This window comes from Allobosea robiniae (genome assembly GCF_900102525.1).
Classification (GTDB): Bacteria; Pseudomonadota; Alphaproteobacteria; order Rhizobiales; family Beijerinckiaceae; genus Allobosea; species Allobosea robiniae.
On the sequence record NZ_FNBZ01000001.1, the window covers coordinates 553,768 to 569,013 of the forward strand.

The window sequence follows — 15,246 nt, forward strand, 5'->3', positions numbered from 1 at the left end:
TCAGCCTTCGAGGCGGGCGATCAGGCTCGACGTATCCCAGCGCTTGCCGCCCATCTTCTGGACCTCGGCATAGAACTGGTCGACCAGCGCGGTGACCGGCAGTTGCGCGCCGTTGCGGCGGGCCTCGTCGAGGACGATGCCGAGATCCTTGCGCATCCAGTCGACGGCGAAGCCGAAATCGAACTTGTTCTGGTTCATCGTCTTGCCGCGGTTCTCCATCTGCCAGGAGCCGGCGGCGCCCTTCGAGATGACCTCCAGCATGGCCTCGACATCGAGCCCGGCGCGCTTGGCGAAATGGACGCCCTCCGACAGGCCCTGGACGAGGCCGGCGATGCAGATCTGGTTGACCATCTTGGTGAGCTGGCCGGAGCCGGCCGGGCCCATCAGCTTGCACATGCGGGCGAAGCTCGCGATCACCGATTCGACCCGGGCATAGGTCTCGGGCTCGCCGCCGCACATCACGGTCAGCACGCCGTTCTCGGCGCCGGCCTGCCCGCCCGAGACGGGCGCGTCGACGAAGCCGAAGCCGCCCTGCTTCGCGGCCTCATAGAGTTCACGCGCGACATTGGCAGAGGCCGTGGTGTGGTCGACGAAGATCGCGCCCCTCTCCATGCCGGCGAAGGCGCCGTTCTCGCCGATCGTCACGGCGCGCAGGTCGTCATCGTTGCCGACGCAGCAGAAGACGATCTCCTGACCCTTCGCGGCATCGGCCGGGGTCGGCGCCGAGACGCCGCCATGGCGGGAGACCCATTCCTGCGCTTTCGTCGGGTTGCGGTTGTAGACGGTGACCTCATGCCCCTTGGCCTTGAGGTGGCCGGCCATGGGAAACCCCATCACGCCGAGACCGATGAATGCGACTTTGGCCATGCCGAGCTCCCGCTTTTCTCCGAAGATGTCCACGCTTTAGCGTGCGCACGCCGGACGGGGAAGGCGATTGCGCGCCATCCGCCCATGCGGCTTTTCCCTTGCGGTCGGAGGACCAGCGGCTTAGCTCCAGCTCATGACCATATCGAACGACGACGAATTGCAGGCGCTGAAAGAGATCGGCGGCATCGTGGCCCGCGCGCTCGCGGCCATGGGCAAGGCGATCGAACCCGGCATGACCACGGCCGAGCTCGACGCGATCGGCCGCGACTATCTCGAACGCCATGGCGCGCGCCCTGCCCCGGAACTCGCCTATGAGTTCCCCGGCGCGACCTGCATCAGCGTCAACGAGGAGGTCGCCCACGGCATTCCCGGCGAACGCCGCATCCTCGCGGGAGACCTCGTCAATATCGACGTCTCCGCAGAGAAGAACGGCTTCTTCGGCGATACCGGCGCGTCCTTCGCCGTGCCGCCGGTCAGGCCGAAACTGGAACGCTTGTGCCGCGACGGCCGCCGCGCGCTCTGGGCCGGTATCGGCCAGGTCGGCGCCGGCAAGCCGCTTGCAGGGATTGGGCAGGCCGTCGGGCGCTTCGCCGAGAAGAACGGCTACACGCTGGTGCGCAATCTCGCGAGCCACGGCGTCGGCCGCTCGCTGCACGAAGAGCCGACGGAGATCGCGACATGGCCGGATCGCAAAGAACGCCGGACCATGACGAACGGGCTCGTCTTCACCGTCGAGCCCTTCCTGTCGCTGGGCGCGGACTGGGCCGAGCATGGCGACGGCGACCGCTGGACGCTCTACAGCGATCCTTGCGCGCCCACCGTCCAGTACGAGCATACCGTCGTCGCGACGCCTCGCGGCGCGGTGGTGCTGACCCTGCCGGGTTGAGGCCGGGTCAGCGCAATGCCATGTGGCGGCTCAGCCGGATTTCGAGCCTGTCCCAGACACGCCGGATGATCTCGACCAGCACGAGATAGATCAGCGCGGCATAGAGGTAGATCGAAAGATCGAAGGAGCGGGCGAAGGCCAGCCGCGTCGCCCCCATCAGGTCGAACAGCGTCACCAGGGAGACGATCGCGCTCGACTTGATCATCACGATCAATTCGTTGCCGAGCGGGCGCAGCGCCAGGATCATCGCCTGCGGCAGCACGACGCGGCGCAGGGTCGCCCAGCGATGCAGGCCGAGCGAGAGCGCCCCCTCGAACTGCCCGCGCGGGACCGACTGGATGGCGCCGCGCAGGATCTCGGCCTGATAGGCGGCTGTGTTGATCGTGAAGGTGAAGGCCGCGCAGTAGAACGGCTCGCGGAAGAACCACCACAGGCCAACATCCTGCCAGAACTCGCGGAACTGGCCGAGGCCGTAATAGACGAGGAAGAGCTGGCAGAGCAGCGGCGTGCCACGCAGGAAGGTGGTGTAGCCGCTGACGGCCATCCGCGCCCAGCGCGGTCCATAGAGCCTGGCAATGGCGAGGCCGAGCGCCAGCACGAAGCCGATGGCGACCGTGATCACCACCAGTTCGAAGGTGACCCAGAGGCCGCTCGCCATCCGGCAGCCGTAGTTCTGCAGGACCTCGCTGCCGACGAGATAACCGGGATATTCGCACCAGTTCATCGCGTCGCTCCGCCGAAGGCGGCCTGGCCGCGATTGGTGCGCTGTTCGAGCTTGTCGATGCCCCAGGCGGAAACCAGCGAGAAAAAGAAATAGAGCAGCATCGCCGTGCCGAAGAACAGGAACGGCTCCTTGGTCACGACATTGGCCCGCGTCGCGATGAACATGATGTCCTGCAGCGTGATGACCGAGATCAGCGAAGTCTCCTTCAACAGCACCATCCAGTTGTTGCCGAGGCCGGGCAGCGCCACGCGGATCAGCTGCGGGAAGACGACGAGCCGGAAGGCCTGCGCCTTCGACAGGCCGAGCGCCGAAGCGGCCTCGCGCTGGCCCTTCTGGATCGAGTTCAGAGCGCCGACCCAGACCTCGCTGGAGAAGGCCGCGAGCACGAGGCCGAGCGCGACCATGCCGGCGACGAAGGGCGGGATCGAGAAGCCGGTCCAGATTCGCTGCATCAGCACCTGGATGCCGAAATAGATGATGTAGAGCGTCAGCAGTTCCGGCACGCCGCGGAAGACGGTGGTGTAGATCGTCGCCAGCGCGCGCAAAAACACGCTGTCGGAACGTTTCAACAGCGCGATGATCAGGCCGAGAGCCAGGCCGAACGGCAGGGTCGCGAGCGCGACGGATATGGTGTTGGCGGCACCTTGCAGCAGGGCCAGGCCCCAGCCGCCGGCCCCGAAGCCAAGCAGAGCGAATTTGTCGAACATGGGAGGGCCGGCGCGCGAGGAACTGAAGCCCGCCGGCCCGATGCGGCCGGCGGGTGATCATCGTCGATGTCAGATCAGTCGAACTTGAACCACTTGTCCTCGAGCTTCTTGTGCGAGCCGTCGGCCATGGTCTCGGCGATGGCCTTGCTGATCATGTCCTTCAGCGCCGTGTCGGACTTGCGGACCGCGCCGGCGACGCCGGGACCGTGGATGGCGTCGTCGCGCTTCACCTCGGCGATCTTCTTGCAGCAATCCTTGCCCTTCCCCTTGAGGAAATCGGCAAGGGCGAGCGCGTCGGCGACGATATAGTCGAGACGGCCGTTGAGCAGATCGAGATTGGCCTCTTCCTGCGTCGGATAGAGCCGCGCGGTCGAATCCTTGTAGAATTTCTCGACGTAGTTGGCGTGGATCGTCGAGCCCTGCGCGCCGATCGACTTGCCCTTGAGGGCGGCCGGCGAGATGTCGTCCGACTTGGTGGTCTTCGGGCCGATCACCCAGATCGGAGTCTTGCTGTAGACCGAGGTGAAGTCGACCTGCTTCTTGCGTTCATCGGTCGCGTTCATGCCGGCGAAGATGACGTCATACTTGTTGGCCTGCAGCGCCGGGATGATGCCGTCCCAATCCTGCACGACCCAGGTGCATTTCACCTTCATCTTCTCGCAGAGCAGGTTGCCGTAATCGATCTCGAAGCCTTCGAGCTCCTTCTTGGCATTCAGGTTGTTGTAGGGCGGATAGGCACCCTCCGTGCCGATCCGGATCTCCTTCCACTCCTTGGCCTGGGCGAGCGCCCCTGTCGCGCCGACGACCGTCAACGCCGCCGCCGCGATAAAACGAACGAAACTCTTCATGGGACCTCCGCAGATTCAGCCGGCCGGTCTTGCTGTTGTCCCGGTCCGGTTCTGTGGCGACAGATTGGGCGCAGTTTCATTCCACTCGCAAGAGGGAGCGATGCAGCTTTTCGCAGCTTGCGCGTCCAAATCCGCGCCTGGAGCCGGGATGCGACCAAAGAAGCAGGGCTATAGGCAGGGCGGAGATCCGCCGCCCTACTCAGCGGCGAGCGTCGAGAACCGCGACGATCCAGATCGCGAGCCCGCCGAGCGCCAGCGCCGCACCGACCCAGCCGGTCGAGGTCCAGCCGTAGCCAGCGGCGATCGCCATGCCGCCGAGCCAGGGGCCGAGCGCATTGGCGGTGTTGAAGGCGCTGTGATTGAGCGCGGCAGCCAGCGTCTGCGCGTCGTCGGCGACATCCATCAACCGGGTCTGCAGCATGGCACCGAGCCCGCCGCCGCTGCCGATCATGAAGATGACCAGCGACACCGCCCAGATATTGCCGGCAGCGAAGGGAAAGGCCGCCAGCCAGAAGGCGCTCCAAAGCAGCATGCCCGCGGTTGCGGGAACGAGCGCCCTGTCAGCCGCCCAGCCGGCGACGAGCGTGCCTGCCGTCAGCCCCAGACCGAAGACCGCGAGCACGACCGGGACCAGCGCGGGCGAGACCCCGGTCACCGCCATCAGCGTCGAAGCGAGATAAGCGTAGACGGCGAAGAGCCCGCCGAAGCCGATGGCGCCGGTCGCGAGCGTCAGCCAGACCTGCCGGCGCCTCAGCGCACCGAGCTCCCGCAATGGGCTCGCGCCAGGCTGCACTGCATCGCGCGGCGCAAACAGCGCGATCAGGAGGGCCGTCAGCAAGGCGAGCGCGGAGACGATGGTAAAACCCGAGCGCCAGCCCAGGACCTGCCCCATCCAGCTTGCGACGGGAACGCCGATGATCGTCGCGACCGTCAGACCGAGCATGACGCGCGCCACCGACTGCGCCCGCCGGTTCGGCGCCGAGAGGGAGGCTGCGACCAGCGCCGCGACCCCGAAATAAGCGCCATGCGGCAGCCCGCTCAGGAAACGGAAGACCAGCATCCAGTGATAGTTCGGGGCGAGCGCGCTCAGCCCGTTGCCGAGCGCGAACAGGCCCATCAGCCCGATCAGCAGCGTCCGGCGCGGAATCCGCGCCGCCAGCACCGCGATCAGCGGCGCGCCGACGACGACGCCGAGCGCATAGACGCTGATGACGTGGCCGGCCGTCGGCTCGTCGACGCCAAGCCCCGCCGAGACGTAAGGCAACAGGCTCATCGCCGCGAATTCGGTGGTGCCGATGGCGAAGCCGCCCATGGCCAGCGCGAACAGCACCAGCCCCACCGGGACGGGCGTACGGGCGGATACCGGCGCATCCAGGCTGCGATCGTTCGCGGCGAGTGTCATGACGGGCTTTCACGGAGAAGCAGGCGCAATGCTGCGCCGCAACATGAGATAGCCATGCAGCATCGACCGATCAACGTCATGCGTGACGATATTTCATGCAATCAGCGCATATCGTTTTGGCTTCCAGGCGTTCGAGCCGAATGCGCTATAAGGCGGCTTCCCAGACAGGCGAGAGCGACGTGATACCCTGGACCACCCTCGATACCGCAGCGCTGCCGGACGGCAGCGGCGACCTCCGGCTGAAGCAGCGCGGCAGCGAATTCTCGATCATGCTCGGCAGCAACGAGCTGATGAACAGCCGGCTCAGCGGCTCGGAGGAGGCGCTGGCGACCCTGGTCTGCGACCGGCTGGGACAGCGCCGGCAGCCGAGCATCCTGATCGGCGGCCTGGGGATGGGCTTCACCTTGCGGGCCGCGCTCGCCAAGCTGCCTGACGACGCGCAGGTGGAGGTGGCCGAGTTGATCCCCGCCGTCGTCGCCTGGGCGCGGGGGCCGATGGCCGCAGTCTTCGGCGGCAGCCTCGACGATGCCCGCGTGCAGATGCGTGTCACCGACGTCGCCGCGGCCATCGCGGCCGGCAAAGGGCGCCACGACGCCATCCTGCTCGATGTCGACAATGGTCCGGAGGGGTTGACCGTGGCCGGCAACGACCAGCTCTACGGGGCGGCGGGGCTGCAGGCCGCCAAAGCCGCGCTGCGGCCCGGCGGCATTCTCGCGGTCTGGTCCTCGGGGCCGGACCATGGCTTCACCCGGCGGCTGCGCCAGGCCGGCTTCGCCACCGAAGAGGTGACGGCACGCGCCCGCCGCACCGGCGGCGGGGCGCGCCACGTGATCTGGCTGGCAACCCGGCCCTGAAAGGGCCGGGCCTGTCTCAATTGACCTTGCAGAAGCCTTCGCAGGGAGCGGCGGCCACGACAGAGGCAAATTCCGCAACCGCCTTCTGCGCTTCCGGCTTCAGGGTCGGGCTCACCGCCTGGAGCGCGCCGACGAGGGCGTTGCGGTCCGGCGGTGCGAGCGCGGCGGCGATGCCCCCGGCATTCTCCGCGAAAGCCTGCGCGATCAGCAGGCGATTCGCATCGCTCAGCCCGGCGCCGCGCAGCGCCAGCGCCGCGCCGACGACGATCTCCTGCAGGCCGAGCCGCATCTGCCGCAAGCCCTGCGCGCGCGCCTCGGTCTTGTCTTCCTCCTTCAGCCTGAAGGAGAAATCGTTGATCGCCGACAAGGTGCCGCCGGCCGCCTTGAGCAGGAAGACGCGCGCGCGGGTCAATTCATCCTGGAATTCGACGGCGTTCGCGGCCAGGTCCGGCTCCTTTCGGCCCTGCCCCGGCTGGAACAGCGCGTAGACCTGAAGGACGCGGGTCTGCTTCTGCACGATATCGTGCAGCGCCGGGAGATCGGCGGCGCCATAGGGTGCCTTGCCGAGAATCGCCGGCACATTCCAGACATCGGCGAGAACCTTGCCATCGACCGGATCGGACAGGCGCGGCAGAGCTCCCTTGCCATCGTAGAGCCTGAGCAGCGATTCGACGGAAGCGAGGGCCGCATCCAGATAGGCCTGCCCATTGGCCGGCACTTCTGCACGCGCAGCCGGGGCCAGCAGGCACAACCCGCTCAGCGCGGCGATCCGCGCGATCGATCGAATCCGAATCATGGTCTTCCTTTTCCCGAAGCGCGCGCCTCAGCCAACAGGCAGAGCTCCGTAAAGAGCACCTGGGCCGCACATTGCGCCGTATTGCTGGTCGCGTCGTATTGCGGCGCCACCTCTACGACATCCGCGGCGACGATGTCGCGCCCCTTCAGCGCCCGCAGGATCGCGAGGGCCTCGCGCGGGCTCAAGCCGCCGACTTCCGGCGTCCCGGTGCCGGGCGCGAAGCCGGGATCGAGCGAATCGACGTCGAAGGAGACATAGGTCGGCCCGTCGCCGATCACGGCCAGCGCCTTGGCGATCACCGCGTCGAGGCCGAGATCGTCGACCTCGTTGGCATGGATCACGGTCATGCCGGATTCGTAGGAGAACTCCCAGAGATATTCGGCACCGCCGCGGATGCCGATCTGGATGACCCGCTGCGGGTCGAGCACGCCGTCGAGCACAGCCTGCCGGAACGGCCCGCCATGGTGGAATTTCGAGCCCTCGTAAGGGCCGGAGGTGTCGCAATGGGCGTCGATATGGACCATGCCGACCGGACGCTTCGCGCCGACCGCCTTCAGGATCGAGTAGGTGATCGAATGGTCGCCGCCGACGGCAAGCGGCGAAACGCCGGCCTCGACGATCGTCCTGAAGGTCGCCTCGATATCCTCGTGGCAGCTCTCCAGCGAATAGCGCGAGCGGAACGGCACGTCGCCGATATCGGCCGCCTTGAGCATGGTGAAGGGCGCGGAGCCCAGCGCATGGTCCATCGGCCCCATGCGCTCGATCGCGCGGACGGCGCGCGGGCCCAGGCGTGCGCCGGCGCGGTTGGTGACTCCGAGATCCATGGGCACGCCGATGATCGCGACATCGAGGCCGCCGAGGCCGGGCGCGGCAAGGGCGTCAGGGCGATAGGGCGCGCCGAGGAAGGTCGCGACATCCGCGAAGGGCCATTTGCGCTGGTCGCCGGTGAACTGGCCGGCAGCCACCTTGGCGAAATGCGGGTCGCGGATTTCGCCGCCGCCGCTGCCGGAATAGCGCTCCCGCAGCTTCGCGAGCCTGTCCTGATCCATATTTCCCGCTCCGCTTCGTCAGCCGGGAATGCGTTCGAGCATCACCACCGGCCCGTTCTGGTAATCGACCTGTCCGAAGCTCTTGTAGCCGAGCTTGTGCGCCACACGGAAGGAGGCAAGATTCTCGGGCGCAATGATGCAGACGCTGCGCTGCTCGCCATGTGCGGCGGCGAACCAGCGATGCGCAGCCGCCGCCGCCTCCCCCGCATAGCCCTTGCCCTGCGCCTCGCCGGCCAGAATCCAGCCGGCTTCCGGCGCATTGTCGAAATCCGGGGAGAGACCCCTGCAACCGTCGAACAGGCCGACCTCTCCGACCAGGGCGCCGCTGCGCTTCTCGACGACCGCGAACATGCCATAGCCGCGCAGGGCCCAGTGGCCGACGATGCGGGTCAGCCGATGCCAGGCTTCCTCGCGATTGAGCGCCCGGCCGCCGAGAAAGCGGACGATGGCGAGATCGCTGCGCATCGCATGGATCGCTTCGAGATCTCCGATTTCGGGACGGCGCAGGCGCAGGTTTTCGGTCTCGATCATGCCCGCTTTAACCACTGCCGCAGAAGCCCGCCAAGATGGGGATGGAAACTAGCCGAAAGTCGCAGGAATCGGCGATGAAATCCCTCGCACTTCGAAAATCCATTCGCTACAACCCGATTCCGAACGCCGGGCGGCAGAACCTGTTTCGAAACGCCCGCATCCGCCAAACATCCGAGGAGAATGTCTAGATGAAGCGTCGTCAGTTTATCCAGACCGCCGCGGCTGGCGCTGCCGCGACCGCCGTCGCCATGCCGGCCGTCGCCCAGTCGAACCCGGAAATCAAATGGCGCCTGGCGTCGAGCTTCCCGAAGTCGCTCGACACGATCTATGCCGGCGCCGAGATCATGGCCAAGATGGTCTCCGAGCTGACCGACGGCAAGTTCCAGATCCAGGTCTTCGCGGCCGGCGAAATCGTTCCGGCGCTGCAGGCCCTCGATGCGGTCACGAACAACACCGTCGAGATGGCCCATACCGTCTCGTATTACTATGTCGGCAAGGACCCGACCTTCGCGATCGCCGCCTCGGTGCCGTTCGGCCTCAATGCCCGCATGCAGAACGCTTGGCTGTTCCAGCATGGCGGCAACGAGATGTTCAACGAGTTCTACAAGAAGTTCAACGCCTACGGCCTGCCCTGCGGCAATACCGGCGCGCAGATGGGCGGCTGGTTCCGCAAGGAGATCAAGTCGGTCGCCGACATCCAGGGCCTGAAGATGCGCATCGGCGGCATCGCCGGCTCGGTGCTGCAGAAGCTCGGCCTCGTGCCGCAGCAGCTCGGCGGCGGCGACATCTATCCGGCGCTCGAAAAGGGCACGATCGACGGCGCCGAATGGGTCGGTCCCTATGACGACGAGAAGCTCGGCTTCGCGAAGGTCGCGCCGTACTACTACTATCCGGGTTTCTGGGAGGGCGGGCCGACCGTCCACGCCTTCGTCAACCTGGAGAAGTGGAACGCCCTGCCGAAGGCCTACCAGGCCGCGCTGACCGCCGCCTGCACCTATGCCAACACGCAGATGGCGGCGAAGTACGACGTGGTGAACCCGCCGGCGCTGAAGCGCTTGGTCGCGGCCGGCACGCAGCTGCGCCCCTTCCCGCAGGACGTGATGGAAGCCTGCCTCAAGGCCTCCAACGAGCTCTATGCCGAGATCTCGGCCAAGAACCCGGACTTCAAGAAGGCGATCGAGGCCATGGCCGCCTTCCGCTCCGACCAGTATCTCTGGTGGCAGGTCGCCGAACTCAGCTTCGACGTCTTCCAGGTCCGCACGCGCGCCCGCTGAGCGATCAGGCGCCACGACGGCTCATCGACAGGAGGCCCGGCGAAAGCCGGGCCTTTTTTCATCGAAACGGCGGAAACGCGCGGCTTCATCGATCGCGCTTCGAAAAGGTTCGCAGCCGACTCATGACGAATTTGCATGATTGCCATGCAAATTCCTCTTGCGCCCGCCAACAGACCTGCTTTCCTCACAGGCGTTCGCGACGACCGGAAAACCGGCGCGCATGGCCTTGGGGAGGGCAAAATCGATGAGTCGTCGTCATTTCCTGAAGGTTGCCGGGGCCGGGGCTGCTGCCGGGGTGATCGCCAGCCCGGCCATCGCGCAGTCCATGCCCGAGGTGAGATGGCGCGTCACATCATCCTTCCCTAAATCGCTCGACACGATCTTCGGCGCATCGGAGGTGCTGGCGAAGGCGGTCTCGGAAGCGACCGACGGCAAGTTCCAGATCCAGGTCTTCGCGGCCGGCGAGATCGTACCGGCCCTGCAAGCCGCGGACGCGGTCACCAACGGCACGGTCGAGATGTGCCATACCGCATCCTATTACTATGTCGGCAAGGACCCGACCTTCGCCTTCGGCACCGCGGTGCCGTTCGGGCTGAATTCGCGCCAGCAGAATGCCTGGTTCTACCATGGCGGCGGCAACGAGCTTCTGAACGAGTTCTACAAGAAGGCGAACATCTACGCCCTGCCTGGCGGCAATACCGGCTGCCAGATGGGCGGCTGGTTCCGCAAGGAGATCAAGACGGTCGCCGACCTGCAAGGCATCAAGATGCGCATCGGCGGCTTCGCCGGGCAGGTGGTGAGCAAGCTCGGCGTCGTGCCGCAGCAGATCGGCGGCGGCGACATCTATCCGGCGCTCGAAAAGGGCACGATCGATGCGGCCGAATGGGTCGGCCCGGCCGATGACGAAAAGCTCGGCTTCAACAAGGTTGCGCCCTACTACTACTATCCCGGCTGGTGGGAGGGCGGCGCGGCGCTGCATTTCTTCATCAACGACAAGAAATGGAACGAGCTGCCGAAGACCTACAAATCGCTGCTCACCACGGCCGCCGCCCAGGCCAATATCGACATGCAGGCGAAATACGATGCCCGCAATCCGGCCGCGCTGAAGCGCCTCGTCGCCGGCGGCGCCCAGCTCAGGCCGTTCTCGCAGGAGATCCTCGAAGCCTGCCTGAAGTCCTCGAAGGAGGTCTATGCCGAAACCTCCGCCAAGAATCCGGACTTCAAGAAGCTCTACGATTCGATGGCGGCGTTCCGCGGCGACGAATATCTCTGGTTCCAGATCGCCGAATACACCTTCGACAATTTCCTGATCCGCTCGCGCGTTTCGAACCAGCTCTGATCCAACGGAGCCGTAGCGCGAGGGACACTCACCCCGGCGCAAGCCGGGGTTTTCTATTGGCGGGCCGAGAGCCGGCGGCCTTGCCACAACTGCGCCTTGCTGGCTCAGTAGCAGGGATCGTCGCCCCGGATTCCAGCCATGCTCCGCACTGCCCTTGCCCTGCTTCTGTCCGGCCTCGCGTCCGCAGCCTCGGCGCAGTCGATCGGCGAACCGCTGCCGCGAAAGCCCGCGCCGCATGAAGCCTACGCCAAGCCCGCTCCCAAGCCCGGCGCCGCCACCCGCCCCTGCCCCGAATACGGTGCCGGATTCGTCCGGATGGAGGGCTCCGCATTCTGCGTGCGGGCCGGCGGTTCGGTCCGCGCCGAGTTCGGCAAGAGTTCGCGCAACGGCTACGGCAGCCGGGCCGATGGGCTGGTCTATCTGGAAACCCGGGGAGAGACGGCGCTGGGGCCCGTCCGCTCGGTCGTCGGGGTGCGCGGCCAGGTCAATCGCGGTCTCGATTCCAGCCCCTTCCGCTACTGAACCAATCTGTCAGCGCAGCAGCCGCGCCACCTCTTCCCGTAAGGCCGGTACGAGCTCGTCCTCGAACCAGGGATTGCGCTTGAGCCAGGCATTGTTGCGCCAGGACGGGTGCGGCAAAGGCAGGACGCGCGGCAAGACCGGCCTGGCGAGGATCTCGCGCCAGTTGGCGACGGTGGCGGAGAGATTGGCGGCCTGCTTCGGGCCGAGGTGCCAGTTCTGGGCATAGCGTCCGATCGCCAGCACGAGTTCGATCCGGGGAAGCGCCGCGAAGACGCGGGTTCGCCAGGTCGGCGCGCATTCCCGGCGCGGCGGCTTGTCGCCGCCCTTGGCGTCGAGGCCGGGAAAGCAGAACCCCATCGGCACCACGGCGACCTTCGCCGCATCGTAGAAAATCGTCTCGTCGATGCCGAGCCAGCTCCTGAGGCGCACGCCCGAGGGGTCGGTGAAGGGCCGGCCGCTGGCATGGACGCGCGTGCCCGGCGCCTGGCCGGCGATGCAGATCCTGGCCGTCACCGATGCCTGGATGACCGGGCGGGGCTGATGCGGCAGGGGCGGCAGGTAGCGAGGCTCGTCGCGGCAGATGCGGCAGGCACGCAGCTCCGCCAGCACCTCGTCGAGCCGCTCCGTCGCGTTCATCGGCGCGCCAACCGCGACCGAGCCGGCACCTGCGAGATCAGCCCGTCGCAAACCCAGTCGGATTTCCTCGCGGCGTAGCCGTAGGGATCGCCCTTCTCGACGCGGGCGAGGCCGTTGATGCGGCCGCTCGGGCGGCTGCGGATGACGATGAGGTCACCGCTGGTCTCGATGGTGAAGCAATAGGTGCGGCGCTTCTCCTGCGGGCCGTAGTAATAGCAGACGGCGTCCGGGGTCGTGATCCAGCAGGCATCGGTGTTCGGCACGTTGCGATTATGCCCGCTCGCCCGGCCATCGGCGTGATGATATTCGCTGAACGGCAGGTTGCTGCCGGAATAGCGGCCCGAGACGGTGTTGCCCTCGAAGAGCTGCCTGATCTGCTCGCCGCTCAGTCGCTCGACGGCCGCGGCCTGGGCCGCCGCCAGCAGACTCAAGGCAAGAATCGCGAGGCCTGCAAACCGGGACATCAGCGCCGCGCCAGTTTCCGGCTCATCGGGGGCTCGGTCCCCCGCGAGATCAGCCCGTCGCAATACCACGGCGTGCCGTTATCGGTATGACCACGGGGATTGCCGGGCTCGATCTTGGCCAGAGCATTGACCATGCCGTTGCCGCTGTTGCGCAGGACATAGAGATCGCCGCTCATCTCGACCGAGAAGCAATGCACCGTCCGGTCGCTCTGCGGACCGTAATAATAGCAGATGCGGTCAGGCTTGGTGATCCAGCAGGCATCGGTATTGGCCTGCCAGCCATTGTGGCCGAGCGCCTGGCCATTCGGGTCGTGATACTCGGTGAAGAAGCCGCCATTGGTGTAGCGGCCGGAGACCGTGTTGCCGCGAAAGGCACGCTCGATCGCCTCGCCGCTCAGCCTTTCGGCGGCCGACGCCGGAACGGACGAGGCCAGGGCGGCAAGCAGGGCCAGGACCAGGCGAAGCATCAGACCTTCCAGCTCGGCCGGGCCGACAGCGCGCCATGCCAGCGGCGGATATGGACGAAATCCTCCGGCAGCGGCACGCGCGACGGCTTCATGAAGTCGATGGCGATGCCGGCGGTGATGTCGGCCACCGTCAGGGCCTCGCCGCAGATGAAGGGATTGGCCGCGAGCTGCAGCTCGATCAGCCAGAGATGGTCGTCCATCTGGTCACGATTGGCTTCGGCCCATTCCGGCACCTGGTCCTCCAGCTCCGCCATCGAGGGGTGGCTGTGGCGGAAGATCGCGGCGACGCTGGCGAACAGGCCAAGCTCGACGCGCCGGTTCCACATCTCGATGGTGGCTTGTTCCTTCGCATCCCGGCCAAACAATGGCGGCTGCGGGTGCAGCGCCTCGAGATAGCGGCAGATCGCGATCGTCTCGGCGAGCGCGGTGCCGTCGTCGAGTTCGAGGACGGGTAGGCGCTGGGCGGGGTTCAGCCTGGTGAAGGCCTCGGTCCGGTGTTCCTTGCGGGCGATGTCGACCGGCACGAGCTCCGGCAGCGGCACACCCTTCTCCGCGAAGAAGATGCGGACCCGCCGTGGATTCGGCGCCCGTCCGCCATCATAGAGCTTCATCGAACAGCCTCCGTGTCGGAGGGCACCCGATCACGACGGCGGCGCAGCGGTCAACCATGTTGAGCGTATGCGGCGTGGGCGGACACCGGGAGCGGCTCAATCTCCCTTGGTGTCGTGAAAGATGTCCCTGATCGCCTGTTTCACAAGGGCCGGGCAGCCGGACACCCGGTCGACGCGAGGGTAGTCCACCCCCTCTTCAACGACGAGATCCATGTTGATCGCGTATATCGTATAGAGCTTTCCGTTCGTGTTGGCGGGAACCAGATTGATCTTGCCGTCAGCCGTCAGGCCTGCCCGGCATTTCTGGTAGGCCCGGATCGCCGTGACGAGCTTGTCGCCTTCCCGGCCAGCACAGGGCTCGCCGACGGCGATGGATTTGATCGCGGCGTTCAGCTCCGCGAAGGGACTGCGCCTCGCCAGAATCTTGAAAGCAAACTGGATGAACTGGACATCCTCGCTCTTGTTGGCGCCGTTCAACCCGACCGAGCCGCTCAGATTGAAGATGAATTCGGGGTGGCCGAAGAAATTATAGGTGAACGGCGCGACCATGTTTCAATCCTCCCAGCCCGGCGCTTCCGCCTGATCGGAAGATCGCAACTGGCGCGGAACAGGACGTCCGTCATTTGAACGATTTGCGATGGGCTCTTCCTAACGGCCCTGGCTGCGGCGCCAGGCCTCCGGGCGCTCGAACTGCGTCGCCCAGATGCCGCGACCGGCCGCCCGCGCTGCGTCCTCCTCGGCGCGATAGGCGCCGTAGGAGACCGCGTGGCCTTCGCGCACCAGCGTCGCGTTGATGTCGGTCTCGCCCTGCCAGCAACGGGCGAGCCCGCGGCCGTAGCGGTCGGCCTTGCCGATCTCGCAACGCGTGACCCCGCGCGCGAACAGCGCCTGCAGGGCGCGCCGCGCCTCACGCCCGCAGGCCACCCGTCTGCCGTCGCGCGCGGTGCAGCTCTGGCGGTATTCGGGCGCGTCGATCCCCTCCAGCCGCAGTTCCTCGCCGAGCAGGCGCGCCGAATCGCCGTCGATCGCCTGGGCGGCGCCGACGAGTTCCCGCGCCGGGCCGAGGCGGTATTGCAGGATCGCGCCGGCGAGGCCGAGAAAACCAAGCAGGCCGAGCGCGACGACGAAGTCAACCGGCCGGCCGACACGGCGCCAGCCGAAAGGTCCATAGCGGGAGCGACCGAATCCGAAGGGTGCCATCAGGAAGAGCTTAACGATTTGGTGTCCATGATGGCGAGCCGGCCCCTGCATGTCGCAGCGGCCGAATGA

Annotated in this window: 19 protein-coding genes; 5 read left to right on the forward strand and 14 right to left on the reverse strand. The window is 66.5% G+C overall.

All coding sequences use genetic code 11. The features are described 5' to 3' along the window. Entirely contained in the window at positions 1-867 is an 867-nt protein-coding gene (locus BLQ70_RS02500; protein WP_091855673.1) for an NAD(P)-dependent oxidoreductase, read from the reverse strand. A gap of 133 nt (positions 868-1,000) precedes the next feature. Between BLQ70_RS02500 and map the strand changes: the two genes are divergently transcribed. Then, positions 1,001-1,753: a type I methionyl aminopeptidase gene (gene map, locus BLQ70_RS02505; protein ID WP_091855674.1), complete on the forward strand. Its 753-nt coding sequence runs from the start codon at positions 1,001-1,003 to the stop codon at positions 1,751-1,753. Between the two features lie 7 nt (positions 1,754-1,760). On the opposite strand, the gene BLQ70_RS02510 is transcribed toward map, so the two are convergent. From BLQ70_RS02510 to BLQ70_RS02525, 4 genes are all read right to left on the reverse strand, one after another. Further along, positions 1,761-2,477: an ABC transporter permease gene (locus BLQ70_RS02510; protein ID WP_091855675.1), complete on the reverse strand. Its 717-nt coding sequence runs from the start codon at positions 2,475-2,477 to the stop codon at positions 1,761-1,763. Then, positions 2,474-3,184, reverse strand: a complete 711-nt coding sequence (locus BLQ70_RS02515; RefSeq protein WP_061964335.1) for an ABC transporter permease — start codon at positions 3,182-3,184, stop codon at positions 2,474-2,476. Before BLQ70_RS02515 ends, BLQ70_RS02510 begins: the two co-directional genes overlap by 4 nt. A gap of 74 nt (positions 3,185-3,258) precedes the next feature. Next, positions 3,259-4,032: a transporter substrate-binding domain-containing protein gene (locus BLQ70_RS02520; protein ID WP_061964337.1), complete on the reverse strand. Its 774-nt coding sequence runs from the start codon at positions 4,030-4,032 to the stop codon at positions 3,259-3,261. Positions 4,033-4,231: 199 nt separating this feature from the next. Further along, positions 4,232-5,434, reverse strand: coding sequence for an MFS transporter (locus BLQ70_RS02525; RefSeq protein WP_091855676.1), 1,203 nt, complete (start codon positions 5,432-5,434; stop codon positions 4,232-4,234). A gap of 179 nt (positions 5,435-5,613) precedes the next feature. Between BLQ70_RS02525 and BLQ70_RS02530 the strand changes: the two genes are divergently transcribed. After that, the gene (locus BLQ70_RS02530; protein ID WP_091856146.1) at positions 5,614-6,288 is read left to right on the forward strand and encodes a spermidine synthase family protein; all 675 of its coding nucleotides are present in this window, start codon (positions 5,614-5,616) and stop codon (positions 6,286-6,288) included. A gap of 16 nt (positions 6,289-6,304) precedes the next feature. Here BLQ70_RS02530 and BLQ70_RS02535 read toward each other — a convergent pair whose 3' ends face one another. Genes BLQ70_RS02535 through BLQ70_RS02545 form a run of 3 tightly spaced genes read right to left on the reverse strand, consistent with a single transcriptional unit; the run spans position 6,305 to position 8,664 of the window. Next, a complete protein-coding gene (locus BLQ70_RS02535) occupies positions 6,305-7,084 on the reverse strand; it encodes a hypothetical protein (protein WP_091855677.1) in 780 nt (259 codons plus the stop codon). Continuing rightward, positions 7,081-8,133, reverse strand: coding sequence for an agmatinase (gene speB / locus BLQ70_RS02540; RefSeq protein ID WP_091855678.1), 1,053 nt, complete (start codon positions 8,131-8,133; stop codon positions 7,081-7,083). The genes BLQ70_RS02535 and speB overlap by 4 nt, the downstream gene beginning before the upstream one ends. An 18-nt stretch (positions 8,134-8,151) precedes the next feature. Continuing rightward, positions 8,152-8,664: a GNAT family N-acetyltransferase gene (locus BLQ70_RS02545; RefSeq protein WP_091855679.1), complete on the reverse strand. Its 513-nt coding sequence runs from the start codon at positions 8,662-8,664 to the stop codon at positions 8,152-8,154. A 188-nt stretch (positions 8,665-8,852) separates the two neighbouring features. Here BLQ70_RS02545 and BLQ70_RS02550 point away from each other — a divergent pair, with 188 nt between their 5' ends. The 3 genes from BLQ70_RS02550 (at position 8,853) to BLQ70_RS02560 (ending at position 11,799) form a co-directional block, all read left to right on the forward strand. Then, entirely contained in the window at positions 8,853-9,938 is a 1,086-nt protein-coding gene (locus BLQ70_RS02550; protein ID WP_091855680.1) for a TRAP transporter substrate-binding protein, read from the forward strand. Between the two features lie 244 nt (positions 9,939-10,182). Then, positions 10,183-11,277 (forward strand): TRAP transporter substrate-binding protein, encoded by a 1,095-nt coding sequence (locus BLQ70_RS02555; protein ID WP_061964347.1) that lies wholly within the window; start codon positions 10,183-10,185, stop codon positions 11,275-11,277. A 138-nt stretch (positions 11,278-11,415) separates the two neighbouring features. After that, the gene (locus BLQ70_RS02560; RefSeq protein ID WP_091855681.1) at positions 11,416-11,799 is read left to right on the forward strand and encodes a porin family protein; all 384 of its coding nucleotides are present in this window, start codon (positions 11,416-11,418) and stop codon (positions 11,797-11,799) included. A 9-nt stretch (positions 11,800-11,808) separates the two neighbouring features. Here the strand turns inward: BLQ70_RS02560 and BLQ70_RS02565 are convergent, their stop codons facing one another. From BLQ70_RS02565 to BLQ70_RS02590, 6 genes are all read right to left on the reverse strand, one after another. Next, positions 11,809-12,435: a uracil-DNA glycosylase family protein gene (locus BLQ70_RS02565; RefSeq protein WP_091855682.1), complete on the reverse strand. Its 627-nt coding sequence runs from the start codon at positions 12,433-12,435 to the stop codon at positions 11,809-11,811. Continuing rightward, positions 12,432-12,899, reverse strand: coding sequence for a hypothetical protein (locus BLQ70_RS02570; RefSeq protein ID WP_091855683.1), 468 nt, complete (start codon positions 12,897-12,899; stop codon positions 12,432-12,434). Before BLQ70_RS02570 ends, BLQ70_RS02565 begins: the two co-directional genes overlap by 4 nt. After that, complete coding sequence (locus BLQ70_RS02575) at positions 12,899-13,366, reverse strand: hypothetical protein (RefSeq protein ID WP_061964353.1); 468 nt, start codon at positions 13,364-13,366, stop codon at positions 12,899-12,901. The genes BLQ70_RS02570 and BLQ70_RS02575 overlap by 1 nt, the downstream gene beginning before the upstream one ends. Beyond that, entirely contained in the window at positions 13,366-13,977 is a 612-nt protein-coding gene (locus BLQ70_RS02580; protein ID WP_061964355.1) for a glutathione S-transferase family protein, read from the reverse strand. Before BLQ70_RS02580 ends, BLQ70_RS02575 begins: the two co-directional genes overlap by 1 nt. Positions 13,978-14,073: 96 nt before the next feature. Continuing rightward, positions 14,074-14,526, reverse strand: coding sequence for a hypothetical protein (locus tag BLQ70_RS02585; RefSeq protein ID WP_061964357.1), 453 nt, complete (start codon positions 14,524-14,526; stop codon positions 14,074-14,076). 99 nt (positions 14,527-14,625) lie between these two features. Further along, complete coding sequence (locus BLQ70_RS02590) at positions 14,626-15,177, reverse strand: thermonuclease family protein (RefSeq protein ID WP_162260055.1); 552 nt, start codon at positions 15,175-15,177, stop codon at positions 14,626-14,628. Between the last annotated feature and the right edge of the window lie 69 nt (positions 15,178-15,246).